Source organism: Metabacillus bambusae, assembly GCF_017497975.1.
In the GTDB taxonomy this organism is placed as follows: domain Bacteria; phylum Bacillota; class Bacilli; order Bacillales; family Bacillaceae; genus Metabacillus; species Metabacillus bambusae.
The window spans coordinates 23,565-50,257 of sequence record NZ_JAGDEL010000005.1 but is presented as its reverse complement, the minus strand read 5'-3'; the positions used below and the strand labels follow the sequence as shown (position 1 = coordinate 50,257).

Genomic DNA, 26,693 nt, shown 5'->3' with positions numbered 1-26,693 from the left:
CAAATGAGATTTACTGTTCAAAACAATATTCTATCTCCAGTCTTTTCCCACCAAGAAGGATTGCCGATTTCTAAGTGCAAATCCATTCCACAAAACTCTATTAATGAAGAATTTAGTTTCTCTCTAGAGCTACAGCAATACCTATTGGGGAAGGAATTACTTCATTCGGAAATTTCCTTCACAATTGAACGACTTCACACTCATTATCAGCATGGCTTTATTAAGATGAATCATGGTATTTCCCACGAAAAGGATCACTTAACCTGCAATCGTTGTGGCAACAATAATCCTTCATTTTTTGCGCACTTTTCATGTGCTCGTTGTGGAGAACAACAATGTCATTATTGCAGAAATTGCATTATGATGGGTCGAGTGAGCGAATGCACTCCTTTATATAGTTGGGTAGGCTCTTCACCAGTAGAAAGATCATCAGCATCTCTAGAATGGAATGGAGTCCTGTCAAAGGGACAGGCTCATGCATCAGAGCAGGTAGTAAATGCAATCAAGCTTGATCAAGAGCTTCTTGTATGGGCTGTATGTGGTGCTGGAAAAACAGAGGTATTATTTAAAGGTATTGAATATGCACTATCGATTGGTAAGAAAATCTGCATCGCCACCCCGCGCACAGATGTTGTCCTAGAATTAACCCCACGACTTAAGAAAGTATTCCCAACAGCCTCCGTCATTGCTCTATACGGTGGTAGTGAAGAAAACCACAATTCCGCATCCCTATATCTTTCAACAACACATCAATTATTACGATTTAAAGAAGCCTTTGATACTATCATTGTCGACGAGGTAGACGCGTTTCCTTTCTCTGTTGATAGGTCCTTACAATATGCGGTAGAGAAATCCCGCAAAGCCACTAGTTCTCTCATCTATCTAACAGCCACTCCCTCTAAGAAATGGAAAAAAGATGTAGAACAAAAGAAAAGAAACGCTGTAAAAATACCCGCTAGATATCATGGACATCCTTTACCTGTCCCACAATTTTCTTGGTGTGGTAATTGGAAGAAGCAATTAAAAAAAGGAAGATTACCTAATGTGATTATCAAGTGGATGACCAAACAGCTTCAACGTAACAAGCAGGCGTTTTTATTTGTGCCATCTGTTTCAATCATCGACCAAGTTGTACAGCTGTGTAGGCATTATGATGAGCGAATTGTCGGAGTATCTGCAGAAGACCCAAAGAGAAAGGAAAAGGTAAAGAGCTTTCGTAACGGAGATGTGCCAATCATTGTAACTTCTACTATATTAGAACGAGGCGTGACGATCGCAAACAGTGATGTAGCAGTACTCGGTAGTGAGGATGATATTTTTACCGAAAGTGCACTTGTACAAATATCAGGCAGGGTTGGAAGAAGTGCATCATATCCAACTGGAGACATCATTCTGTTTCACTTTGGTAAAACACAAGCGATGCTGGATGCCAAAAGACATATCCTGCATATGAATGAGGAAGCAGCAAGGAGTGACGATTTTACCAAAAATTAGTAACTGTATTTTCAATAAATCCATTCTATGTCATAATTATAGTATTATTGCATGAGCAAGGAGATCGATCGCATGGTCATTAACGCTATGGAAAGGATTATGAAGGATTTATTAGATGAATATAAAAATCGGTTACAACTAAACTGTACCTGCAATGAATGCTTAGACGACATCCTAGCCCTCACATTAAATAAAACCCACCCACGTTATGTCACGAAAGCAGAGAAAGTCATGTATATAAAGGCGGAATTTATCGATAAACAAGAAATGACTTCCCTTTTAGTAAAGCTAGCTGAATGTGCGAAGATTGTTTCTGATAATCCATTATGCCAAATACAACAACAAAAGGAGAAGATCTAAGATCATATGTCTTATTTGTAATGAAGAGATTGCTGCCCAGGCTTCATGGACAAGCTTGCTGTTGCCTCCTGAAAATGCAGCATGTGATGAGTGCTATCAAGCGTTAAAAAAGATTACAGGGGCAACCTGTCCAAGCTGTTGTCGGCCACAAGAAACTAAAGCGCTATGTATTGATTGCCAAAGGTGGGAGGATGATCCTATGTGGAAAAACATTCTCCATAAAAATATCTCAGTATTTGAATATAATGACGCAGTAAAGGAGGTTCTCGCTACCTTTAAATTCCGTGGAGATGCTGCATTGGTAAACGTATTTCAAAAAGACTTTCTTGGCATTTATAAAAACCAAATTTCCTCTCTTAATATTGACTATGCAGTCCCGATCCCCTTAAGCAAAGAACGATTATATGAACGTGGTTTTAATCAAGCAAAACTGCTTGCTGATTTCATCCCAATTCCCCAACTAGAAGTTCTCCAACGAACCCACCATGAAAAACAATCAAAAAAATCACGACTCGAACGATTAACAGCCTCAAATGTGTTTTCTTTGACAGATTCGAGTAAAATAAATAATAGAAGTTTTTTATTAATAGATGATATTTATACAACAGGCAGCACACTCAGGCATGCTGCAAAGCTACTTATTCAAAACGGGGCTGCTAGTGTTTCCTCATTAACATTAATTAGAAGTTAAAAATATCGATTCACCTGCCGATATAAATAATAGATCATATTCGGATAGGAGAATGACAATGGGAGAACTATCAAACTGCCCAAAATGTAATGCCTTATTTGTACAAACACAGTTTCGCTCAGTATGTGATGCCTGCTTTAAAAAGGAAGAAACAGCATATGAAACAGTCTACCAATTTTTGCGCAAGCGTGAAAATCGCAAAGCAATGCTCCATGAAGTTGTAGAAGCGACGGGGGTTGAGGAAGAATTGGTGTTAAAATTCATACGTAATGGAAGAATTCAGCTTTCAAGTTTTCCTAATCTCGGATACCCATGTGCAAAATGTGGAAAAACAATTAAAGAAGATAAGATTTGTGAAGGCTGTAAACAGGATATTCATAAGCAACTGGATCAAATGGAGCAGGTAGAAAAGATTAGTGAGCGAAACAAACCAAAAACGTCGAGCTACACCTACTACTCCCAAAGTACTAAAAAATAATGAATCACTAAAACTTGGTGAAAACCATCCGATAAATAATATATATAACGCACGAAAGCGAGGGATCCTCTTGAAAATAAATAATCTTGGTTCTATGGGTGTAAATCCATATAAACGCAGTTTAGAAAAAAGTGCTGCAGCAGCACAAAAACCTCAAACAAAGGAAGATAAAGTAGAGATTTCCTCAAAAGCAATTGATCTTCAACAATCAAATGAGGTTACGAAGGCGAGACAGGAAAAGGTTCAAGCGATAAAAACACAACTAGAGAGCGGCAATTATACGATTGATCCGAAGGCGATTGCGACGGGATTACTTAACTTTTACAAAAAATAAAATGACTTACAAGCTATCAATGGAGGGTTATATAAATGTCAGCAGAGAAATTGATTCAAAATCTAGAGAAACTTTTACAACTTCATCAAAATCTCCATAAAATAGCCCTCCAGAAAACGGAAAGCTTGAAAAGTGAGAATATAGAAGAATTAAGGGAATTGCTCAAAAAGGAGCAAATGTTTGTTCAAGCGATCAGACAAGTAGAAGAGGAAAGAATAACTCTTACAGTTGAATTTTTAAATCGTGAAGAAGAATTAACTTTATCTGCATGTATTGAAAAAGCTGTAGGGACAGAGGAAGAAAAGCTAATAGTGATCTCAAAGGAATTTACAGCTGTGATGGCCAGCCTAAAAGCAACCAATCAGCTTAACAAAGACCTAACAAAACAGGCTTTACAGCTTACTTCCATTACGCTTGACATGATCATGCCACAAGAAAAAGATTTCAACTATAATAAACCAGCCGATCAAACGAAAGAAAAGCAACGTCGATCTTTCTTTGATTCGAAAGCATAAAGTAAGGAGGGAACCAAATGCGCTCAACATTTATGGGATTAGAAATAGCAAGACGCGGAATGTTCGCACAGCAAAGTGCACTTCATACCACTGGTAACAACATTGCAAATGCTAATACACCAGGATATACACGACAAAGAGTAAATTTTCAAAGTACGGAAGCTTATCCAGCTCTCGGACTAAACCGCCCACAAATCCCAGGTCAAATGGGTACTGGTGTAGAAGCGGGAAATGTTCAACGTATACGTGAAAGTTTCCTTGATACCCAATATCGTTCAGAAAATAACAAACTTGGATATTGGGAGTCTAGAGCAGATGCCCTTGAGAAGATGGAAGAGATTATGAATGAGCCTTCGGATTCTGGGTTGGCAGCATCGTTAGATCAGTTCTGGCAATCATTGCAGGACTTAGCGTTAGATCCAACGAATTCTGGTGCCCGAGCAGTAGTTCGTGAACGTGGAAATGCTGTAGCGGAAACATTCAACTATTTATCAACATCACTTAAATCGGTACAAAGTGATTTGAAAAATGAACTAGAAGTTTCTGTTGAAGAAATTAATTCAATTGCTAATCAGTTGAATAATATTAATAACCAAATTTCGCAAATCGAGCCGAATGGGTATTTGCCAAATGATTTATATGATGAAAGAGATCGTCTCCTTGATAAATTATCATCACTAGCAAATATAAAGGTGTCGAACAATCCATCTGGAGGTAACGCATTAAAAATAGCAGAAGGTACAGTGACTGTTGAAATTATAGATGATAATGGCAATAGTATTGGTACATTAGTAGATGCAGAGCAAAAAAAGGTAAATGAACTAAGTGTTAGCTATGAACAACTTACGAATGAAGATGGTCAACAAATTGATGGATTAGTAGAAGCGATCAAAATGGGTTCGGGTGATTCAGAAATAACCATTGATATCATGGGTTTTAATAGTAAAGGAAAGATTAGTAGTTTAGTTGATTCATATGGTTTTGTCGATGGGTCTGATTATGGCGGTGGTTTGTATCCTGAAATGATTGAAAATCTGGATACAATGGCATATAAATTTGCAACAGAATTTAATGCTGTTCATAGTGCTGGTTGGACACTTAACGATTATGATGCTAATAACAATCCATTAGATCAAAATAGTGAAATAGATTTCTTTTCTGTAGGAACTGATTCAAAAGATGCAGCAAGTCTAATCAGAATTTCCGATGAAATTGAAGATTCGACAGATAATATAGCTACAGGATTCAAAGACGGTGAGGTCTTACCACCGATTGGTGATGGAACGAATGCGTTAAAGTTGGCTGAAATAAAGAATAAGACCATGGATGACATCGGTGGAGAACAAACAACATTGCAAAACTTTTATGAAGGTGTTATCGGTGGAATGGCAGTTAATGCACAAGAAGCTGAAAGACTAACAACGAACAGTACGATATTACGTGATTCTGTTGATCAGAGAAGACAATCAGTCAGTGCGGTATCATTAGATGAAGAGATGACAAATATGATTTCATTTCAACATGCATACAACGCTTCTGCTAAAATGATTTCATTACAAGACGAGCTCTTAGATACAATTATTAATGGGATGGGTATATAAGTTAAGATTGGTAGGTGACTAAACATGCGTGTTACACAAAGTATGTTGGCGAGTAATTCTTTAAAAAATTTAAGTAATAGCTATTCAAAATTAGGAAAGTATCAAGACCAATTAGCGACAGGTAAGAAAATAAGCCGCCCTTCCGATGATCCAGTTGTTGCGATTAAAGGAATGTTTTATCGAACCAATTTAACAGAGGTTGAACAGTACCAAAGAAATTTAAATGAGGCATATACATGGATGGAGAATTCTGAAGCAGGGATTGAGCATGCAACGCAAATTGTCCAACGGGTTAGGGAATTACTAGTACAAGGAAATAATGAATCAAATAGTCCGGAAGATTTAAAATCAATTGGAGTAGAAATTGCTGAATTAAAAGAAGATTTAATGGGTGTTGCCAATACTCAAGTAGCAGGGAAATATATTTTCAATGGTACAGAAACACATTCAGCACCTATACAAGATCCAGTTTCGTTAGATGCAGACGGTAATTATGATTATTCAATGAATAAATCTAAATTCGGGGTGGAAGTTTCAAAAGGAGTACAGCTTCAAGTTAATATTGATGCAAATAATGTATTCGGTAAAGACATCATGAATACGTTAAAAGATATTGAAGAAGCTTTAATTGATGGTTCTCTTCATGAAGATGCTGATAGTGATGGACTTCGATTAGGTGACGATCTCCTCGCAAAGCTGGACGACCACTTTGGTGATCTAACAGCTGAACGATCAGAGTTAGGTGCACGCTATAATCGACTTGAACTAGTTGAGTCGCGTTTAGGAGACCAAGAAGTCATAGCGAATAGAATCTTATCTGAAAATGAGGATGTTGATATTGAACGAGTTATCACTGACCTCACAATTCAAGAAAGTATTCACCGTGCATCACTTGCAGTTGGTTCAAAAATCATTCAGCCGACTTTAATAGACTTTTTAAGATGAGCTATCTTCTCTAGTAAGATAGCTTTTTTACTAGGAGTGATAATGAATGAAGATTCCACAAATTAGACTTGATAGTACTATGGCACAAATTGGTATACAAACAAATAATGCAGTCAATAATATTCAGCAGCCTATGGCAAACCTTTCGATCGAACAACCTAAAGCAAGTATTCAGATGAAGACTACACCATCTAAATTAACAATTGACCAATCAGAAGCTAGAGCTGATATGGATTTAAAATCCATTGCAAGAAGAACTGAGGAATTTGCACAAAATGGTAAGAAAGTGTGGCTTGAAGGACTTGCACGACGAGCACAACAAGGCGAAGCATTAATGAAAATTGAAAATCCAGGTAATCCTATTGCAAGTCAAGCTAAGCTTAACAGCGAAAAGCCGATGAAAGAATTTGGCCTAGCTTTTATCCCTTCTCCTGGTAGTGTGAAAATAAATTATAAGCCATCCAAGTTAGAGATAGATATAAAGCAAAATAAACCAACTATTGATGTTGGCGTAAATAAACCAATATTTGATTATAAAAAAGGGAATGTCGATATTTATCTACAGAGAAGAAATGAACTGAATATAGATGTTGAAATGATTAATATTAAGGCATAATAGTGGAAAGGATGGTGACTTATGGAAATACAAACGAAATATCATGGTGGACTTACGGTGAAGGAAGATGATTTTATTCATTTTGAGACTGGAATCCCAGGGTTTTCAGATGAAAAGAAATTTATCCTTTTACCTTTAGACAAAGAATCCCCTTTTATGATCATGCAATCACAGAAAACGCCTGAACTAGGATTTGTCGTTGTAAACCCATTTTTATTCTTTCAAGACTATGAGTTTGAATTACAGGACAATGACAAAGAAGTACTTAAGATAACTTCCGAAGAAGATATTCAAATCATAACGATCCTAACAGTCAAAGACCCATTTGCTGAATCAACTGCAAACCTACAAGCTCCTATTATTGTGAATCAACATAAAAATATAGCAAAACAAATCATTTTAAATAATACAACGTACACACCAAGACATAAAATCATTCAAGAAACGATTCAGAAGTAGGGGGTGGAAGTATGCTTGTCTTAACAAGAAAAATTGGTGAAACGATTCAAATTGGTGATCAAATTGAAGTGACCGTATTATCGGTGCAAGGTGATCAAATTAAACTAGGGATCAATGCCCCAAAGGATATTGAAATCCACCGGAAAGAAATCTACTTAACGATACAAGAATCAAATAATGAAGCTGCTTCCATCAATAAAAACATACTTGATCAAATGAAAAATACTAATTTTAGACCTTAAGTAAAACCAGCTTAAGGTCATTATTTTTTTGAAATTAGATACTGTACATACTTCTACTCTAAAAGCGATTTAAGACAAAACCACCTCATTTAAATTCCTACATAAAATTCCCAGAGAAATATTAAAATATTTCTATAAAAACTATTAAACATCTCTTAATCTAGTCGATAATATTAGTGTAAGGGAGGAACACACTATGGCGGCCGACAATGAGTGTTCCTTTCTAAAAACCTTTCATTCACAAGGATGTGAATGAACTTAAATTCAAGGAGGAAAACAAAAATGAGAATTAATCACAATATCGCGGCGTTAAACACACACCGTCAATTAACTAGTGCTTCTGCAGCACAATCTAAATCAATGGAGAAACTATCTTCAGGACTTCGTATCAACCGTGCTGGTGACGATGCTGCTGGATTAGCAATCTCTGAAAAAATGCGTGGACAAATCCGCGGTTTAGAAATGGGTTCTAAAAATGCTCAAGACGGTATTTCTTTAATCCAAACTGCTGAAGGTGCATTAAACGAAACACACTCAATCCTTCAACGTATGCGTGAACTAGCGGTTCAATCTTCAAACGACACAAACACTAACACTGACCGTGCAGAGCTTCAAAAAGAAATGGATCAGTTAGTTGAAGAGATTGATCGTATTGCTAATACAACTGAGTTTAATACTAAGAAATTGTTGAATGGTGATTTAAGTGGTGTAGTTGCTGAAGATCAATCTGCAACGTTTAATGAAGTTTCTGATAGTGGTGTATTCGCATCTATCAGTGGAGCTGCTACTATTGGTAATAATAGCACTTACAATTTAGAAATTACTTCAGCTACAGCAAGTGGGGTATACACAGTAAGTTATACTGATGATACAGGGGTATCTAATACTGCAACTGTTTCTTCTGGTGGTGCCATTTCAATTGGTGATGCTTCTATTACTTTCGGTACTTTAAGTACAGGTTCAATCGGTGAAGAAGCTACATTTACAACTCGTGCAGCTGTTGCTGATTTAACTGATGAGTCTTTAACTTACCAAATTGGTGCAAACTCTTCACAAACAATGAAAGTTGCAATTGAAGATATGAGTGCTTCTGCATTAAATGTTGATGGTATTAATGTAAGTAGTTCACAAGCTGCTGAAGCATCAATATCAGCTATCAATAAAGCTATTGAAGATGTATCTTCACAACGTTCTAAACTTGGTGCATTCCAAAACCGTTTAGATCACACTATTAACAACTTAGGTACTTCTGCGGAAAACTTAACAGCTGCTGAGTCTCGTGTACGTGACGTTGACATGGCGAAAGAAATGATGGAATCTACTAAAAATGGAATTCTATCTCAAGCTGCTCAAGCAATGCTTGCTCAAGCTAACCAACAACCACAAGGTGTTCTTCAATTACTTCAATAATTGAGAATCTAGTTAAATGAATAAAAAGACCGGCTAATCCTATTTAGTCGGTCTTTTTTAAAGAAGGGGAATCTATGAGTACACAATTATTAGAGTTGAAATTATCATTAAAAGATTTGCTTCACAATTTAATCTCTCGCATCAGCCCAATTTGTGATGACTTAGAAGAAGGTGCAGATGCTGAGCGTTTAAAATATTGGCTAGAAGATCTTTCTGTCTTAACAGAAACAGTTATGGTATTAACTGAAAAAAATTTAATGGATATTGATCTTGATTTATTTAATGAAAAGGCAGAAATGCTATTAGACAAAGTAGAAGAAAAAGATTATTTATTTGTTTCGGATCTTTTACAATTTGAACTAAAACCTTTATTTACTTATTGGGATGAGTGTATTACAAATGACTAAAAAATTAAGTATTTGTATGATTGTTAAAGACGAAGAAAAGAATTTGCGTAGATGTTTAGAAAGTTTAAAACTTTTAATATCAAAAGATTTTTCAGAACTAATTATTGTTGATACTGGTTCAACAGACAAAACGATGGAAATAGCTAAAGAGTATACAGAAAATGTCTACTTTCATGAATGGAATGGGAATTTTTCTGATATGAGGAATATTTCCATCTCCTATGCAACAGGAGAATGGATTTTTATAATTGATGCAGACGAGGAACTTAATACACCAAATGAACTTATCGACTTACTTGAGAGTTCTAAAATAAATAATTTTAAAACAATTAGAATTAGAGAAAAGAATTTATTATCAGTCAAATTGAATAAATACGTTTACCATGTTCAAGAGAGATTATTTAAGAATGATGGAACGTTTCAATATAAAGGTACAATTCATAATCAACCCATCTATCAACATCCTGTATTAACAGTCGATAATATATGGCTTATGCATTATGGATATATTAATGAAGATAAAGAATTAATGGAAAAGAAATTTCAGCGCACAGCAAATATGCTCAAAACAGAACTCAAAAATGATCCAGAGCATGTTTATTACCGATTCCAGTTAGCGCGCTCATATATGATGCATGGTGATTCCGCTACTGCAATTGAAGAAATTAAAAAAGCATATAAATCTATGAAAAAACAAGATAATAGATTAATTACTTATAGATATTACGTATTTGGTGAATATGCCAGGATGGCACTCCATACTAAAAAATTTGAACAGGTAATTGACGTATGTAAAGAAGGGTTGTCGTACAATGATAATTACCTTGATCTTTATTATTATATGGGTCATGCCTATATTGAATTAGAAGAGTATAAAGAAGGTCTTGATACGTTAACTAAATACGTTGAACTCCATGGTCAATATTATAAAAATAAACTAGACTTGTCGAACTTTACAGCCATAGAAATGTATACCCTTGATAAAGTTACACTTGAAAAAACGTTGGATCGAATTATTTCACTAGTTTATAAGGAAATTAATATCATTTATGATTTAAATCAGTACAAACCTTTACTGAATGAAGTCGAAAACATAGCATTAAAAGCTAAATTGTTAACAAAAGTATTTATTTTAGAGAAAAGCGAAAATGAACTTCTTAACTTATATAAAAATATAGATGAGTCGCAACGTTATCCTTTCATTAATTATTTAGAGATGTTGAAAAAAGACTTCGATGAAGGGCAATCGGAGCACTTTAAACATATTTTTTCTAGTATCGAAGATGACTATGGATTATTAAATGAAATTCGGAATACAGAAAAACGTAACAAGTTACTTCTACAGTTTATTAACAATTACGATATTGTTAGATTTACGGATGAAGTGATTATTGAATTTGTAACATATTTAATGGAAAGCAAGTATCTGAATAAATTTTTCAAAAAGCTTGATAGCGTAACGATCAAAAAGATTGTAAAAGTATTAATTGATAAAGAAGAGAAAGAAGAATACTTTTTAGGTAGTTTACGTAACGATTATAAGTTTAATGACTTTCAAAGTAATAGAATTTATATTGCTATTGCTAACGTTCTTTTACTAACTACTATTGAAGATTCTAAAAAAAGTAAACGAGAATTGGATAAAGATGTTCACGATTTATATGAGTTATATGTTAATCGAGGAATTAATTATATTAGGTATCTATACCATGTAGACCATCTTAGGTTAATTTATATAACTTTAGGAAATAATGAAGACAGGTTTTTTATATTAATGTATTTAGCAAATGAGGCTAATGATAAGGGAAATATTCGTACTTCTATAAGGTATTATAAAGAGGCATTAGAGGTCTATCCTTTCATGGCTGAGTTTCTCAATAATAAAATTAATCAAATAAACGTTGGTTTAAGTAAAGATATAATTATCACTGATATTAACCAAATATCTTCGGAATTGGCCAATAAAGAGTTGAGAGTACTCCATGGGTCAATAGAGATAGCCAATCAAATGAACAGCCTAACAAAGGGATTACAAAATATTGGTATAAATGCAAGATCACTAAATTATTACCCAAGTTATTTAAATTACAGTAATAATTACAGAGTTAATATTTCTAAAATAAAAAATGCAGATGAAATAAGCAACTTGACTACTGAAATTGGTTTAAAGGCAATAGAAAAGTTTGATATATTTCACTTTCACTTCGGTACCACATTAATCAGTGATCATTCAGATTTGAGAATTTTGAAGGATTCGGGTAAAAGGGTATATATGCAACACTGGGGATCCGATGTGATGCAGAATTCTATTGCAGAAAAGATAAGTAAATATGTCGTTGTGAAAAATACTGATGAGGATTCTATAAAAAGAAAGTTGGATTTTCTGTCAAAGTATATTAAACACTGTATAGTTGGTGTAGGTTTATATGAGTATGTTAAGGATTTCTATGAAAATGTCCATATTTCAAGGGCTGCAATTGATATAGATTCATATGCTCCGTCAATTTCTACTACTAAAAAGTCTAAACCCTTAATAGTACATGCACCAACTTCGCCTGAACATAAAGGGACTAAATATATATTAAAAGCAATAGAAAATCTTAAAATTAAGTATGACTTTGATTTTATTCTTGTTCAAAATATGTCACACGAAGAGGCGAAGAATATTTATCGAAAGGCAGATTTAATTGTTGATCAAATTCTAATAGGTGCTTATGGTTTATTTGCTGTTGAGGCTATGGCTTTAGGAAAGCCTGTTATTACTTGGATAAGTGAATTTATGAAGGATAAATATCCTAAGGAGTTACCTATTATATCTGCTAACCCTGAAAATATTGAAAAAAAGATAGAAGCTGTGCTTAAAGACAAGGATATGAGAGAAGAATTGGGGTTTGAAGGAAGAAATTATGTAGAAGAATATCATGATATGAATAAAATAGCAGAGGTTTTACAAAATATCTATATCAATAATCAATAAATAGGCTGTTGTTGTGCTAGATGAAATACCTCAGTTACTTATTTTCTGAATTGGTTAAATATGATTAACTATCACTTGGTATTAAACAAGCTACAATTGGAATTGAAATTCAGCAATTAAGAGTAAGGGTAATATCATACACAAAAATGGCAAAGGTGAAACACTTTTGGAGGTTTTTAAATGTATGTCATCCCATTAGAACTAATTTTTAAAGGTGAACGGAATTACGTACAAAGTGCAGATATATATAATGAAATTGCTAATCATCTGGAATTTAAGTTTGGTAATAGGGAAGTATTAAATTTCCGGATGGATCTTCATCGCTTTGTAGCTACTCAATGTAATTTAATTATAAATAATACAAAATCCACCATAAATAAAACGAGTGAATACTTTGGAGAGATACATTTTACTACTAAAGAGGGCACTATTACTGGTTGGTTACTAGAGGGAAAGTCCCCAATTAAAATGCGCAATTCATATAATGAAGATATTATACAAAAGCATTCTGAATATACCGAGAAAAAAGTATCTCTAAAAGAGAATTTAGGTTATAGACCTATGGAGATAATTGTTTCCCTAACAAAGCACTTGCACAATTATCTATATCCTAATTTAAATGGAAAATGGATCTTTACTAAAATTGAATTGAAGCGGTTATTAATATCAGGTGATATCGATATTGATATAGAATTGCAACATAATTTTCAAAATCGTCTAACTAAATCTGTTATAAAAATTGGGCGTGAACAAATAGGATATATTTATTTTTCACATTTAAGTGGAGGAAATTAAGTATGATTGGAATTAGAGAAATTGCGAGTTATCTCCCCAATAAATACCTATCTAATTTTGAAAGAGTAAATGAATTTCAAATTAATGATGATTTTATTGAAAATAAATTAGGGATTGAGAAAGTATTACAAAAAGAATTAGATGAAGATACTTCAGATATGTGTATTAAAGCTTATCATAATTTGCAAGAGAAAATTAATGTGAACTTAGATGAGATAGATTGCATAATCGTTTGTACGCAGAATCCTGATGGAAATGGTATACCACATACCTCAGCTATCGTTCATGGGAAGTTAGGTGCATCTACAAGATGTGCTTCTTTTGATATTTCATTAGGATGTTCTGGTTATGTTTATGGTATTTCAATAATTAAATCATTTATGGAATCTAATGGTCTAAGAAATGGATTACTGTTTACTTGTGATCCTTATTCTAAAGTTATTAACCCCTCAGATAAAAATACTGCCTTATTATTTGGAGATATTGCAACAGTTACCTTATTAAATGATTGTGATGGGAAAGAACTTTGGTTCCCCCGAAAATTTACTTTTGGTACATCAGGTGCGGATGGAAGTGTACTAAATAATAATAATGGTTATCTTGAAATGAATGGAAGAGCAGTATTTAATTTTAGTGCAAAAGCAGTACCTAATCAGGTTAAAGAATTATTAAGTTCAATTCAATGTGAACCAGAAGAAATTGATTTGTTTTTATTTCATCAAGGAAGCAAATATATAGTAGACACTATAAAAAAGAGGTTGAATCTCTCAGATGAAAAAGCTCCAATCAATTTGAAGAATCAAGGAAATACAGTATCATCTTCAATTCCCTTATTATTAGAGAATTACATCAAAAAAGATAATTATGAGAAAATAATACTTAGCGGTTTTGGCGTAGGTCTTTCATGGGCTACTTGTATTATAGAAAGAAAAAATAATAATTAGTGAAAGGTTGGTCAAAATGAAGGAACTAAAATTAGAAATAGTAAAAATTATTGAGGAAACTTGTAGCGATATTAAATTACAGGAAGATCAACATGATTTAGAATTAAAAGAACTAGGTGTAGATTCTTTAGATTTTGCTAGTATCTTTCTCGCTTTAGAGGAGAAATATAACGTAGAAATTCCTGATGAAGAAATAGATTCACTAAATACTTTAAATTTAATTGTTAATTGGTTAGAAAATAAAGTTGGTTAAGGATTAATATTATGTCCATATACAAAATATTACAACCAATTACTGTCCGTGAATTAGTAGATAAAATTAGGTATGATGTTAACTTGGTAGGTGATAAGGAGAGAATTATAAAAGGTGTTTCATCATTAGATACTACAGATCGTAGTATCTTATGTTTTTGTAATGCAAAAGTAGAAAAAGCGAATAACATTCTTGAAACTACTCCTTCGGACATAATAATTGTGGACAAGAACTTAGAAATTACAGATCAGGTAGGGAAAAATAAAACATTATTATTAGCTGATGATCCTATGCTTTATTTTATAGAATGTTTAAATCTACTTTTTCCAAGCAAGGGAGAAAAGAAGATTAGTGTTAAAACAGATATAAGTGCTAATGCAATAATAGGGGGAGATGTAAATATAGGATCCTTTTCTATTATTGAAGAAGATGTCTACATTGGTAGAAAAACTAGTATTCATAATGGTGTTCATCTATATAAAAGAACTAAGCTCGGTGAAAACATATTAGTTCAAAGTAATACAGTAATTGGTGTGGATGGTCTTGGATTTAGCGAAAATCAGGAGGGGGAATTTGTTACATTCCCACATTTAGGTGGAGTAGTAATTGAACATGATGTTTCTATCGGTTCAAATACAACTATTGCAAAAGGAATGTTAACTGAAACCTTCATTGGAAGTGGAACCAAAATCGGTAATCAAGTTAATATCGGGCATAATGTAAAGATTGGTGAAAATTGTTTCATATCATCTGGGGTTATTATTTGTGGGAGTGTTGTAATCGGAGACAACTGTTGGATAGGTCCAGGTACTAAGATAGTGAATGGAGTGAATATCGGGCAAAATGTAAAAATTGGCATTGGATCAGTAGTTACTAAGGATATTAAAGCAAATTCCTTTGCAATAGGTGTTCCTGCAAAAGTTATTCAGGTGAATAATTGATAAATAACCTGCTTTTTGTATTTTTTAGTAAATTAGGGATTGAGTATAAATATATTGATCCTTTTTATTTAAGTGATTCCTTTCGTTTGCACCTTATAGCTAGTGAAATGGAAAAAGACTCATTCTAAAATAACATATAGAATGAGTCTTTTTCCATTTGATGGGTCCCATTATTTCACAAAAGTAAAAGTGTATTTCCATTTATCTTTATTAAAAAGAGATATTTTTAATGCGGAATTGTGAAACCACTTATCCTTTTAATATTTTCTTGAATGTGTTACAAATAAAATGAACTTCCTCTTTTAGTAAAGCTGGATGCAATGGAAGAGCTAACCCGTTATAATAAAGCCTTTTAGCTATTGGGTATGTATTAGCATCGAAATTGTACTTTTCCTTATAATATTGGAGCATATGGATAGCTTGTGCACCTAGGTTAGTTTCAATTTTCTTTTCAAACATCCATTCCATGATCTGCTTTCGATGGATATCTATTGGAAGAACAACCATAAAGGTTTGCCAAGCATGCCCCTCTATATTAAATGGTAGAGAGATTTTGTGATTATCTTCTAATTCTTCAATATATACATTTATCAATTCTTCGCGTTTTTTTAGCCATTGATCAAATTTTTTTAATTGCATATCCCCTAAAATTGCTTGAAAATCAGTTAATCGGTAATTAAATCCTGGTAAAAGAAAATCAATATTACCACTCTCATCTCTATGGATTCCGTGGTTTCTTAACATTTTTAATCGTGTATATAATTTTTCATCTTTGGTGACTAGGGCACCACCTTCTCCAGTGGTAATTGCTTTACGTGGATGCCATGAAAAACAGCCGATGTCTCCGAATGTCCCTACATGTTTTTCTTGAAATTTTGTTCCTAAAGCGCATGCTGCATCTTCAATTACATATAGATTGTATTTTTGGGCTATTCCCATAATTCTCTTCATATTACATGGTGCCCCAAATTCATGTACAACGATAATAGCCCTTGGTTTTTCAGCCCCCGTCCAATTTTTAATGCTCTCTTCTAGCTTATCAGGGCAAATATTATAAGTGTCCATTTCAACATCTACTAATACAGGGCGAGCGCGCTGTATTTCTACAACGTTTGCGGTTGCAGGGAATGTAAATGCAGGGATAAAGACGGCATCCCCCTGCTTAATATCTAACGCCGCTAATGCTAAGTGTAGGGCAGCAGTGCCACTGGATACAGCTAGGGTGTAATCTGCTCCAATATATTGTTTGAGAGACTTCTCAAATTGCTCTACATATTTACCTTGAACTAACATACCGCTTTTTAATACTTTTGTAACCTCATTAATTTCTTCATCACTAATAATCGGTTGAGAAAGTCTTATCATTACAATCTCTCCTTGTAAAAATTAGCAGTTTTTAGAATTCCTTCCTCTAAGTCAACTTTAGCTTCAAAGCCTATTATCTCTTTAGATTTTTGTGTGCTTGGTATACGTAATTCAATATCTGCTGATGTTTTTGGAACAAATCGAATATCTGAGCTTGAATTTAATACTCGTATAACAGTGTTGGCTAAACCATAAATGGTTGTGACAGTTCTAGAGTTTCCAATATTGAATGATTCTCCTACAGCGTTCGGGGATGTCATACAATGAATAATTCCTTCAACCATATCATCTACATAACACCATGCCCTTATTTGTGTTCCATCGCCATGGATGGTTATATCTTCATTTTTCAGTGCTTTAGTAATAAATGCTTTTAAAGCACCTTCTCCAACTTGACCTGGTCCATAAACATTAAAAGGGCGAACGGTCACAGTTGGTAGTCCTCTCTCTTTAAAATATGCATAAGCCAAATGTTCTTCAGCCAACTTACTCACAGCATATGTCCATCTTGCTTCTCCAACAGCCCCTAAAACTGCAGGACTTGTTTCATTAGATTGAAAGGCTATTTGTCCAAATACTTCGCTAGTACTGAAACAAATTACTCTCTTACAATTTGGTAATCCGCTAGCTGCTTCTAATAAATTTGCAGAACCAACCATGTTAACTTGCATAGTAGTTATTGGACTTTTTACAACTGTATCGATTCCAGCGATTCCAGCACAATGAATGATGTAAGTAGCTGTGCTTATACAATCCTTTAAAAAAGCTAAGTCTAATATATCTCCTTGGATAAGAGTAAGATTTGGATGATTAAAAAATGGCTTGTCCTTTATAGAATTTCTAGCAAAGTTATCATATATAATCACTTTATTATTAGCAACTAGTAATCCAGCTAATGTTGATCCGATAAAACCTGCTCCGCCAGTTATGAAAATAGTTTCATTCTTTATATCACTTGTAAAATTTAGCATATATTTAATATCCTCTCCATTTTAACGACCAAATAATCTTCTGTTTCATTTGTATTATCGGCTAAATATATTTACTTTATAGAAGATAATAAATGTTTTTTAATGTAACTCTATTTTTCTAGTTAATAAAAGACCAAAATAATTATAAATCAACCGGCCATTCAGGAAATTATAAGATGATTGAATGGCCGGTTGTTTTGTGCAAAATGTGAAATAAAACGATGTTTATTTGTATTTTACATATGATAGCTGTGTAATTACTTGCTTATTAATTCTGGAGAATGTTTTTCTTAATATTATACAAATACGACGTACAATTAGGACTCTGTCTCTTCTCAGCTCTATTTTCAAGCTGGTAAAAGAGGTACCTTTTTGTATAAGTGAGAATCTTTTTTCAGAGGATTGAAAAGTAATCATAATCAAGTATCAGATTAATAAGTTTGTCTTAAGGACACTTTCAAGCAAGTTAGAGGAAAATATTGTGGACTTAGCTAAAAAATGAAAAAAAACTGACGATATAAAAATCAAAGCATTTTGTTAGATACGTTCAATAAAAACATATCAGTTAATTAAAAATTATAAGGAAGAAAACCCATGAAAATAACCCATAATATCTCAGCGCTAAATACGCACAGAATCCTTACCCAAACAGGAAAAAACACTTCTGAATCAATGGAGAAACTATCCTCCGGCTTACGTATCAACCAAGCAGCAGACGATGCAGCTGGTCTAGCAATCTCTGAAAAAATGAGGGGGCAAATCAGAGGTTTAGAGAAAACTTCTCGTAATATACAGGATGGTATTTCTTTGCTTCAGACAGCAGAGGGTGCATTAAATGAGACACATAGTCTTCTACAAAGAGGAAGAGAATTGTCTGTTCAAGCTGCTAATGACACTTTAACACAGGAAGATAAGGCGGCAATACAAAAAGAAGTCGAGCAGATAAAGACAGAGATTGATAGTATATCGAAAAATACTGAGTTTAATAAAATAAAACTCTTAAATCGTTCTTCTACCTCAAACTCTGTAAAGGAGCAAATGCTGGCTGCATTGCCTGGTATGCTACAAAACTCTGAGGCAATGATTAGGGATTATTTCGGTCTTACAGGGGATAACCAGTCGATTACGATTTTCCTTGATGATAGTATTGATGGAGCAAGTGGAACATTAGCATATGTAAGTGCGAGTATCAACCCGATGACTAATGAAGGCACTAATATTGAACTTCATGTGGATATGTCAGATTTTACATCCTTTGTAGCTCCTAATGGAAATGATGATCCGTTTAATTATTTGGATCGAACCATTGCCCATGAAATGGTCCATGCAGTATTTGATCGAACGCTAAATATGGATCAAGATCTTAATAATGATGGCAGTTTTGGGGATCTTGCTGTGCCTAAGTGGTTCAATGAAGGATCAGCTGAGTATTTAAAAGGTGGAGCAGATCGCTTATTTGGAGAGGTTAGGAATTTAATTAGTGGCGGAGATACTGTAGATGAGGCTATTGATGATGTTCTAAATGCAGTTGGAAATGGGCAATCATGGGGCGGAGAAAGTTTGAATTATGCTGCTGCCTATGCTGCTGTTCGTTACTTAGACGCTAATATAAGTGCTGAAAGTGGTGGCAGTCTAACTGATTATAAAGATTTTTTAGGTGCTCTTTATAATGGTGGAGCAAGAGATAAATCGGTTGATGATATCTTCAATTCGCTTTCTTCTACGAATCCTTCAACTAGCTGGGGAAGCCTAACTGATTTCATTAATGACTTTAAAACGAATGGTCATGCGTTTGTAAAAAGTATATATACAGATTATGATACAGCCTATACGGCTGCAGGTGGGGATGTTTCGGCCATTGATGTTGGTTCGATTATAACAGGTAAAAACGCTGATAATGTGGTGGAAGATACGTTAGTTGCTCCTGGAACATCAGATGATCCGATGCAAAATTGGATAGAGATCTTTCCAAGTACAACCGAAAACGATGCACCACTGAGTTTTCATATCGGTGCAAATTCAAGTCAAACAATGGATGTTGCTTTGGCTAAAACGGATAGTGCAAGTTTGGGACTTAACAATGTAGATGTCTCAGCGGATGCTCAAAGTGGCATTACTTCTTTTGATAATGCAATAACAACAGTTTCAGGTATCCGTTCACGTTTTGGAGCAATGACGAATCGGTTAGAGCATGCTTTATCTGTTAGTTTAAACAGCCAAGAAAATATAACCGCTTCTGAATCTCGAATAAGAGATGTGGATATGGCGCAAGAAATGATGAATCAAACGAAAAACTCAATTCTTTCCAAAGCAACGCAAGCTATGTTAGCCCAGGCTAATCAACAGCCACAAGGTGTTTTACAACTATTGGGCTAAGAGTAAGAAACACTTTCTAAGACACTAGGTATAATCCTAGTGTCTATTTTATTTCTATAGATCAAGTAGGAGTAGTCAATACTTAATTCCAGTTTATTCTTCACAATTTAGTATTGTGGTGTTTATAAAAATTTATATATAAATGATAAATATTAAAGACTTATCATTTTTTACCGATAATAATAGTGCTTTAGAACTAGATGGTTATGTTAAAAGTAAATTTAGACTACATATTTTTCACTTTTTAAGTGTGGTGAAATGAAGATATTACATATATAAAGGGTTCTTTTGGGGGGAAACCAATGATTATAAGACATAATATATCATCACTAAATTCATTAAATAAATTAAAAACAAACAATGCTCAAACAGCAAAAGCTTCAGAAAAACTCTCATCTGGTCTGCGAATTAATATTGCTGCCGATGATTCAGCAGGATTAGCCATTTCTGAGAAGATGAGAGGGCAAATTAGAGGTTTAGAACAGGCGGAACGAAATATACAGGATGGCATTTCTTTAGTTCAAGTTGCAGAGGGTGGTGTTGCACAGATTAACAACCCGATTTTACAAAGAATGAGAGAACTAGCTATTCAAGCTGCTAATGATACATTGACTGATGCGGATCGAAAAGCAATTCAAAAGGAAATTGAGCAGCTTAAAGAAAGTATTAATCATATAGCAAATAATATCGAATATAACGCGATGAAATTATTAAATGGTACAAATCCACATCCATATGCTGGATCAACAACAACTACGACGACTCCTAGTTATGAAAATGTTTTGTCCTTATCTGTTGATTCAAGTGGTAGAGCGAGTTTTAGAGCGAATGAAGGTTTTCCTGAAACCTCTGATGATAATAACCAACCATTAATTTATGGGTCAGGTAGTACTTCAAGCCCTTCCGTTTTAATTGATGGGACACAGCACCGATTATGGAATGGAGGCATTTCAGGTTCAACCACTCAGGTAAGTGCAACAGAATATAATACAACATATTCAAATGTAGGTGGCACTGGAGTAAATGTCGTTCAAAACATTAAAATAGTAGAAGATAAATATGAAATTACTTATAAAGCAACAAATAGTGATTCTTCAAATCATAATATAGGTTTTTATTTCCATATGGATGTATTGCTTGGAGGGGATGATAGTGCACCTTTCATCGTAAATGGAGCTACGATCACTCAAGATGAAGCATATACAGGTGGAAATGTTCCAAGTACATTTAATGTTTTTAATGATACAGGAGCTGATATTCAAGCAACAGGTGTTATTACAGGTTCAGATATTATCGAAGCTCCAGACGAATTTCGGATTGGGGCATATAGTTCAGTAAGTAATGTTGGATGGTCTGATTCGAACTCATCAATCGGTGATAGTGGCTATGCTCTTTTATGGAATGCAGATACAATAGGAGCAGGAGGTTCTCGAACTGTTAATACATTTTATGGCTTAACTCTACCGTCAACTGTTACACCAAGACAGGCTCCAATGAATGAAGAAGGGCCATTCTACATGAACGTACATACAGGGCCAAATTCATCAACTAATTTATCTATTCAACTATCAGATGTTCGAACAGAAAAGTTAGGAATTGATAATGTAAACCTAGAAACCCGCAGTGGTGCAGTTACTGCAATTTCGATCATTGATAACGCGATTGAAAAAGTGATTTCAGAAAGAACAAAATATGGGGCCTTCCAAAATCGATTAGAACATTCCTTAAGTAATGTCATTAGTTATAATGTGAATCTATCAGAGGCTGAATCACGTATTCGAGACACAGACATGGCCAAAGAGATGATGTCTATGACAAAGAATAACATCCTCTCCCAAGCTTCTCAATCCATGCTAGCTCAAGCAAATCAAAAACCACAAGGTGTTCTTCAACTCCTTCAGTAGGCTTAAAACATACTATAACTCTAATCATTGACATATCTTCCATATCGTCGTGATTAGAGTTTTCTATATATAAAAAATTTCTTTTTTAATATTTAATCCAATTATTACTAATATAAACTATTAAATTAAAAAGAATATTGCCGATATAATCAATAGAACAAGTGAATGGTAGAGGAGTGTGTAAATAATGTTTGTTGAACCAATTTCATCACCTTTAGCTTCTCACAACATAGAATCTACGAAAACGTCTGGAAATAAAGAGATAATTCCTACAAATCAAGAACAAATACAGGTAAAAAGTGAAGAAAAACCAAAAATAGAAGAAGTCGAGAATATTGTTAATAGTATGAATGACTTTCTTCAGGCGTCATATACACACGTTAAATTTGAATTTCATGAAAAGTTGAATGAGTATTATGTAACGATTGTAGATAACGAAACAGATGAAGTAGTTCGTGAAATTCCGTCAAAAAAATTACTTGATATTTATTCAGCGATGGCAGAATTTCTTGGCTTTATTATAGATGAAAAGGTTTAGGGGGCATAACAATGGCAACCATGCGTATAGGTGGATTAGCAAGTGGTATGGATATTGATTCGTTAGTAACTGACTTAATGAAAGCTGAACGAATTCCATTAGATAAATTAACACAAAAGAAACAGACGCTTGAATGGCAACGTGATAATTACCGTGATATGAATAAGCTTTTATCCGAGTTAGATGATATGCTTTTCACGAACAAAGATAGCATTGGAAGAGAATCAACATTCCTGAGTAAAACAGTAACTAGTTCAAATGAAGCCTTGGTATCTGCAAAAGCTATTAACGCTCAAACGAATATAACATCAACGATCGATGTCGTTTCATTGGCTAGTGCACAAACCTGGAAGACTAGTGGTACGGTTAGTTATACTGCGCAAAGTACTGAACTTAAATTTAAAGTAACAGATCCTGGATCAACAACTCCACGTGATGTAAAAATAGCAATTACCGCTACAGATACAATTGATAATGTCATTTCTAAAATTAATTCATCAAGCCTTGGTGTTACCGCGATGAAGGAAAAAATCTATAATGGCACTTCTTACACTGAGACAATCGTTTTTACGAGTAAAAATACAGGTTCCGGAGCAAAAATTGAATTAGATACTAGTGATGCAACCTCACAGGCAAATACAAAAACGTTCATGGAAAACTTAGGATTTACTTTTACTAACAATACTCTAGATGGTCATAATGCAGGTGCAAATGCAGTTGTAAAAGTAAATGGTTATCAAATGGAGAAGACCTCAAATACATTTACGATTAATGGTATTGAATATACGGCAAAAGGTGTTACAACTGATTCAGGTTCAGTTACGATCTCATCTTCAACAGATGTGGATGGTATCATGGATAAAATTGTTAAATTTGTCGATAAATACAATGAAGTGATTAAAACAATTAATGATAAGGTGTCAGAGACACGCTACCGTGACTATCAACCATTGTCTGATGAACAAAAAAAAGAGATGGAAGAAAAAGCTATTGAACTTTGGGAGGAAAAAGCAAAAAGTGGATTATTAAAAAATGATTCTATTCTTTCAAACGGTTTGAATAGTATGAGGATTAACCTGTATACACCTGTTAACAACTCAACAAATATTACTGGGTTTAAGCAGTTATCAGATATTGGCATAACAACTACTTCTGACTACTTAGAAAAGGGTAAACTTACGATTGATGAAGATACGCTTCGAGAAAAAATCCAAGAGAATCCTTCAGCGATTTACCAATTGTTTAATGCAGATGGTGGAACTGATGAGACAAAAGGACTTGCGAAGAGACTTCGTACAACAATTGAAAATACAATTACTAATATTGAAGAGAAAGCAGGTAACTCACTACAAGTAAATAATCAATTTTCAATAGGGAAAAACATAAATTCTGTTGAAGAGCAAATTGAACGATTTGAAGACCGATTAACACAAATTGAAGACCGTTACTGGAGACAATTTACAGCAATGGAAAAGGCGATTCAAAAATCAAATGAACAGTCCTCCTATCTAATGCAGCAATTCTCAATGTAAAAAACATAAATAATAGAGGTGGAAATAAAATGGCAATGAATAATCCTTATCAAGCCTATCAACAAAACTCAGTCAGTACAGCTTCCCCAGGTGAATTAACATTGATGCTTTATAATGGATGCCTAAAATTTATTAGACAAGCCACTAAAGCGTTAGAGCAGTCTAATATTGAAGAAAAAAATACAAATTTAATTAAAGCACAAAAAATTATCACGGAATTGATGATTACATTAAATATGGATCTTGATATTTCCAAAAATATGATTATTATGTACGAGTATTTGAACCACCGACTTATTGAAGCAAATACAAAAAATGATAAAGAAATTTTAAAAGAAGTAGAGGGTCATGTAACTGAGTTTCGCGATACATGGAAACAAGTTATTCAAAATGCTCGTAAGCAACAATATGGTCAAGGTGGGCAAGCATAGTGAATGCTGTGAAACAAGTCTATGATATGACAAAGGAACTTGTGGACATTTCTACTAACGAGATTGAAAAGGAAGATCGTGAGAATGTTATTAATAACATCACAGAGCTACTTGAACAACGTGATCTTCTTATAAAAGAGATGAAACCACCTTTTACTCAAAATGAGAAAAAGCTTGGGCAACAAATTATTCTCTGGAATGAACAACTTTCAGCAAGTTTTGTAGAAATAAAGAAAAGAGTTCAAGTCGATATCGCACAATTGAAAAAAACAAGAACTTCTACGAATAAATATATAAATCCATACCAAAATACAACCATCGATGGGATGTATTACGATAAGCGGAAATAGCTGCATATGCAACTAACTGAATAATCTTAGTTTCTTTAATAAGACAAGAATCCCCTTCCTCAAGCGAGAAATGGTCGGTGGGGAAGGGTTCATGAAATAGATTAAGGTCATTATTTTTATGTATGCATACCCACTATACTCAACAAATGTTTTTTACTGGAAAGGAGGATTAATTACTATGAAGAGTGATTAATCCTCCTTTCGTGTGTCCTATCCCCTCGTTTATTAAATATTGTATACAAAAGAGCCTCTCCTGCATTAGGAAAGGCTCTTATATATACGTGTTAAGTAGTAATAATAGTTAGAATATCAGCAGCATTTTGATTTACGTTAGATACTAGTAACAGATCACTTTTTTGGCGTATTTCCAGACTAACGAACTGCATCATTTCTTTTGCCATATCCGTGTCAGTCAATTTTGAAATGGAAGAAGTAAGATTAGTCTCTTTCAAAAGAGAATTATTCATATGATGTTCAATGGATTCGTAATAAGAGCCAACCTTAGTCAAATTTCCAGTTGTCTCCATAATGGCGTCATCAAGCTTAGTGATTAAATCGGAGGATGTATCAGTTGTGAGCAGGTTTACATCATCCAGTTCTAATGCTGATGTACTTGTATCCATTAAATCTAAAGTGATTTTCTGTCCAGGATTGGCACCAACCATCAATACTAAAGGTGCATTGTCTCCGAGAATTTTTTTCGTATTAAATTCTAGTTTGTTAGCTGTGTCGTTGATTCCTTCCATTAACTGTTCGAGTTCCATTTGACTAGCTTGACGGTCGGAATCTGTTAATGTGTCACTCGCATTCATAACTGCTAACTCACGTGCTCTTTGTAAAAGTCCATTCACATTATTTAATCCTTCATTGGCCGCTGACAAAACGGAAAGACCATCCTGCATATTACGCTGAGCTTGTGAAAGGCCTCTTATTTGTGCACGCATTGTTTCGGATACAGCAAGTCCAGCTGCATTGTCACTTGCGCGGCGGATATTTAAACCGGTTGCCAACTTATCGATTGTCTTTTCCATCTTTGTTTCATTACGCTGGTAGCGGTTTACAGAAAAGGCAATAGCTGATTGATTGTGAATTCTCAAATTTTCACCTCATTTCACTAAAAATCTTCTTTTACCTTAGTAATATCGTCATATTTTCTGTTTTTTTCAAGGAGGAAAGTGAACTTTTCCAAAAAAGTGACGATATTATCAATATATATTTAAGAGGAGTCACGTTAATGGATATAAAAATGGTAAGCAAATTATATAAACAAAACAGCTTATTAACATTGCCAACGGGAAAACTCCTTTTATGGCTTTTAGATGAGACGATCAAGGTAGTCAAAAAAGGAATACAAGCAATGCATGCTATTGACATTGCAGAGCAAAATAGGCAAATTCAAATAGCTCAACAGATTGTAGTTGAAATCATTCCATTGATTAACAATTCAATAGATGGCGGGAAGAAATTTATGATGCTAATTGATTATATTAACCGCAGATTGATCGAAGCGAATATGAATTGTGATGTTTTGATTTTGGAAGAAGTAGAGCAGTTTTTGAATGAGCTAAGAAGTGTCTGGAATGAAGTGATATAAAAAATCTGCTCTAAAGTTTGTCACTTCCTAAAGATTGTTAGACTCCATCAATATATATAATGATAGGAAACAAGAAACTCTAGGAAAAGTTATCCTAGAGTTAAATTTTTCAACCTTTCCTCCTCAAACTTTGATTAAGGTTGTACATACGATTCTTATTTCCATTTTTG

28 protein-coding genes are annotated in these 26,693 nt (G+C 34.1%); 25 read left to right on the top strand and 3 right to left on the bottom strand.

Going from position 1 to position 26,693, the window contains the following annotated elements; all coding sequences use genetic code 11:
* The first annotated feature begins 3 nt into the window (after nucleotides 1-3).
* From I7822_RS08745 to I7822_RS08660, 18 genes are all read left to right on the top strand, one after another.
* Entirely contained in the window at nucleotides 4-1,494 is a 1,491-nt protein-coding gene (locus tag I7822_RS08745; protein ID WP_207977058.1) for an ATP-dependent helicase ComFA, read from the top strand.
* A gap of 72 nt (nucleotides 1,495-1,566) precedes the next feature.
* On the top strand, nucleotides 1,567-1,854 hold the full coding sequence (gene comFB / locus I7822_RS08740; RefSeq protein WP_207977056.1) for a late competence protein ComFB: 288 nt from the start codon (nucleotides 1,567-1,569) through the stop codon (nucleotides 1,852-1,854).
* Between the two features lie 199 nt (nucleotides 1,855-2,053).
* Nucleotides 2,054-2,545 carry a ComF family protein gene (locus tag I7822_RS08735; RefSeq protein WP_243459370.1) on the top strand — a complete coding sequence of 164 codons (492 nt, stop codon included), beginning with the start codon at nucleotides 2,054-2,056 and terminating at the stop codon, nucleotides 2,543-2,545.
* Nucleotides 2,546-2,603: 58 nt separating this feature from the next.
* Entirely contained in the window at nucleotides 2,604-3,023 is a 420-nt protein-coding gene (locus I7822_RS08730) for a TIGR03826 family flagellar region protein (protein WP_207977054.1), read from the top strand.
* 70 nt (nucleotides 3,024-3,093) lie between these two features.
* Complete coding sequence (gene flgM, locus I7822_RS08725) at nucleotides 3,094-3,357, top strand: flagellar biosynthesis anti-sigma factor FlgM (protein ID WP_207977052.1); 264 nt, start codon at nucleotides 3,094-3,096, stop codon at nucleotides 3,355-3,357.
* 35 nt (nucleotides 3,358-3,392) lie between these two features.
* A complete protein-coding gene (locus I7822_RS08720; RefSeq protein ID WP_207977050.1) occupies nucleotides 3,393-3,872 on the top strand; it encodes a flagellar protein FlgN in 480 nt (159 codons plus the stop codon).
* Nucleotides 3,873-3,889: 17 nt separating this feature from the next.
* Nucleotides 3,890-5,473, top strand: coding sequence for a flagellar hook-associated protein FlgK (flgK, locus tag I7822_RS08715; RefSeq protein ID WP_207977048.1), 1,584 nt, complete (start codon nucleotides 3,890-3,892; stop codon nucleotides 5,471-5,473).
* 24 nt (nucleotides 5,474-5,497) lie between these two features.
* Nucleotides 5,498-6,418 (top strand): flagellar hook-associated protein FlgL, encoded by a 921-nt coding sequence (gene flgL, locus I7822_RS08710; RefSeq protein ID WP_207977045.1) that lies wholly within the window; start codon nucleotides 5,498-5,500, stop codon nucleotides 6,416-6,418.
* A 46-nt stretch (nucleotides 6,419-6,464) separates the two neighbouring features.
* Nucleotides 6,465-7,034 carry a DUF6470 family protein gene (locus I7822_RS08705; protein ID WP_207977043.1) on the top strand — a complete coding sequence of 190 codons (570 nt, stop codon included), beginning with the start codon at nucleotides 6,465-6,467 and terminating at the stop codon, nucleotides 7,032-7,034.
* A 21-nt stretch (nucleotides 7,035-7,055) separates the two neighbouring features.
* Nucleotides 7,056-7,493, top strand: a complete 438-nt coding sequence (gene fliW / locus I7822_RS08700; protein WP_207977041.1) for a flagellar assembly protein FliW — start codon at nucleotides 7,056-7,058, stop codon at nucleotides 7,491-7,493.
* Between the two features lie 11 nt (nucleotides 7,494-7,504).
* Nucleotides 7,505-7,735: a carbon storage regulator CsrA gene (gene csrA / locus I7822_RS08695; RefSeq protein ID WP_207977039.1), complete on the top strand. Its 231-nt coding sequence runs from the start codon at nucleotides 7,505-7,507 to the stop codon at nucleotides 7,733-7,735.
* Nucleotides 7,736-8,017: 282 nt separating this feature from the next.
* A complete protein-coding gene (locus I7822_RS08690) occupies nucleotides 8,018-9,145 on the top strand; it encodes a flagellin N-terminal helical domain-containing protein (RefSeq protein ID WP_207977038.1) in 1,128 nt (375 codons plus the stop codon).
* Nucleotides 9,146-9,219: 74 nt separating this feature from the next.
* Nucleotides 9,220-9,552 (top strand): DUF8042 domain-containing protein, encoded by a 333-nt coding sequence (locus I7822_RS08685; protein WP_207977036.1) that lies wholly within the window; start codon nucleotides 9,220-9,222, stop codon nucleotides 9,550-9,552.
* Complete coding sequence (locus tag I7822_RS08680) at nucleotides 9,545-12,529, top strand: glycosyltransferase (protein ID WP_207977033.1); 2,985 nt, start codon at nucleotides 9,545-9,547, stop codon at nucleotides 12,527-12,529. Before I7822_RS08685 ends, I7822_RS08680 begins: the two co-directional genes overlap by 8 nt.
* A 180-nt stretch (nucleotides 12,530-12,709) precedes the next feature.
* Nucleotides 12,710-13,324, top strand: coding sequence for a hypothetical protein (locus tag I7822_RS08675; protein WP_207977031.1), 615 nt, complete (start codon nucleotides 12,710-12,712; stop codon nucleotides 13,322-13,324).
* Between the two features lie 2 nt (nucleotides 13,325-13,326).
* Complete coding sequence (locus I7822_RS08670; protein ID WP_207977029.1) at nucleotides 13,327-14,268, top strand: ketoacyl-ACP synthase III; 942 nt, start codon at nucleotides 13,327-13,329, stop codon at nucleotides 14,266-14,268.
* Between the two features lie 16 nt (nucleotides 14,269-14,284).
* Complete coding sequence (locus I7822_RS08665) at nucleotides 14,285-14,521, top strand: acyl carrier protein (RefSeq protein WP_207977027.1); 237 nt, start codon at nucleotides 14,285-14,287, stop codon at nucleotides 14,519-14,521.
* 11 nt (nucleotides 14,522-14,532) lie between these two features.
* Nucleotides 14,533-15,462, top strand: coding sequence for a UDP-3-O-(3-hydroxymyristoyl)glucosamine N-acyltransferase (locus tag I7822_RS08660; RefSeq protein ID WP_207977024.1), 930 nt, complete (start codon nucleotides 14,533-14,535; stop codon nucleotides 15,460-15,462).
* Between the two features lie 249 nt (nucleotides 15,463-15,711).
* Here I7822_RS08660 and I7822_RS08655 read toward each other — a convergent pair whose 3' ends face one another.
* Nucleotides 15,712-16,827: a DegT/DnrJ/EryC1/StrS family aminotransferase gene (locus I7822_RS08655; RefSeq protein WP_207977022.1), complete on the bottom strand. Its 1,116-nt coding sequence runs from the start codon at nucleotides 16,825-16,827 to the stop codon at nucleotides 15,712-15,714.
* Entirely contained in the window at nucleotides 16,827-17,798 is a 972-nt protein-coding gene (locus tag I7822_RS08650; RefSeq protein WP_207977020.1) for an NAD-dependent epimerase/dehydratase family protein, read from the bottom strand. The genes I7822_RS08655 and I7822_RS08650 overlap by 1 nt, the downstream gene beginning before the upstream one ends.
* Nucleotides 17,799-18,392: 594 nt before the next feature.
* Here I7822_RS08650 and I7822_RS08645 point away from each other — a divergent pair.
* The 6 genes from I7822_RS08645 (at nucleotide 18,393) to fliT (ending at nucleotide 24,929) form a co-directional block, all read left to right on the top strand.
* On the top strand, nucleotides 18,393-20,174 hold the full coding sequence (locus tag I7822_RS08645) for a flagellinolysin (protein ID WP_207977019.1): 1,782 nt from the start codon (nucleotides 18,393-18,395) through the stop codon (nucleotides 20,172-20,174).
* Between the two features lie 302 nt (nucleotides 20,175-20,476).
* A complete protein-coding gene (locus tag I7822_RS08640) occupies nucleotides 20,477-22,078 on the top strand; it encodes a flagellin N-terminal helical domain-containing protein (RefSeq protein ID WP_207977017.1) in 1,602 nt (533 codons plus the stop codon).
* A gap of 187 nt (nucleotides 22,079-22,265) precedes the next feature.
* Nucleotides 22,266-22,616 (top strand): flagellar protein FlaG, encoded by a 351-nt coding sequence (gene flaG, locus I7822_RS08635; RefSeq protein WP_207977015.1) that lies wholly within the window; start codon nucleotides 22,266-22,268, stop codon nucleotides 22,614-22,616.
* An 11-nt stretch (nucleotides 22,617-22,627) separates the two neighbouring features.
* Nucleotides 22,628-24,148, top strand: coding sequence for a flagellar hook-associated protein 2 (locus tag I7822_RS08630; RefSeq protein ID WP_207977013.1), 1,521 nt, complete (start codon nucleotides 22,628-22,630; stop codon nucleotides 24,146-24,148).
* A gap of 29 nt (nucleotides 24,149-24,177) precedes the next feature.
* Nucleotides 24,178-24,579 (top strand): flagellar export chaperone FliS, encoded by a 402-nt coding sequence (gene fliS, locus I7822_RS08625; protein WP_207977011.1) that lies wholly within the window; start codon nucleotides 24,178-24,180, stop codon nucleotides 24,577-24,579.
* Complete coding sequence (fliT, locus tag I7822_RS08620; RefSeq protein WP_207977009.1) at nucleotides 24,579-24,929, top strand: flagellar protein FliT; 351 nt, start codon at nucleotides 24,579-24,581, stop codon at nucleotides 24,927-24,929. Before fliS ends, fliT begins: the two co-directional genes overlap by 1 nt.
* Nucleotides 24,930-25,213: 284 nt before the next feature.
* Here the strand turns inward: fliT and I7822_RS08615 are convergent, their stop codons facing one another.
* Nucleotides 25,214-26,026: a flagellin gene (locus I7822_RS08615; RefSeq protein WP_207977007.1), complete on the bottom strand. Its 813-nt coding sequence runs from the start codon at nucleotides 26,024-26,026 to the stop codon at nucleotides 25,214-25,216.
* A gap of 137 nt (nucleotides 26,027-26,163) precedes the next feature.
* Between I7822_RS08615 and I7822_RS08610 the strand changes: the two genes are divergently transcribed.
* Nucleotides 26,164-26,523, top strand: coding sequence for a flagellar export chaperone FliS (locus I7822_RS08610; RefSeq protein WP_207977006.1), 360 nt, complete (start codon nucleotides 26,164-26,166; stop codon nucleotides 26,521-26,523).
* Nucleotides 26,524-26,693: the final 170 nt, after the last annotated feature.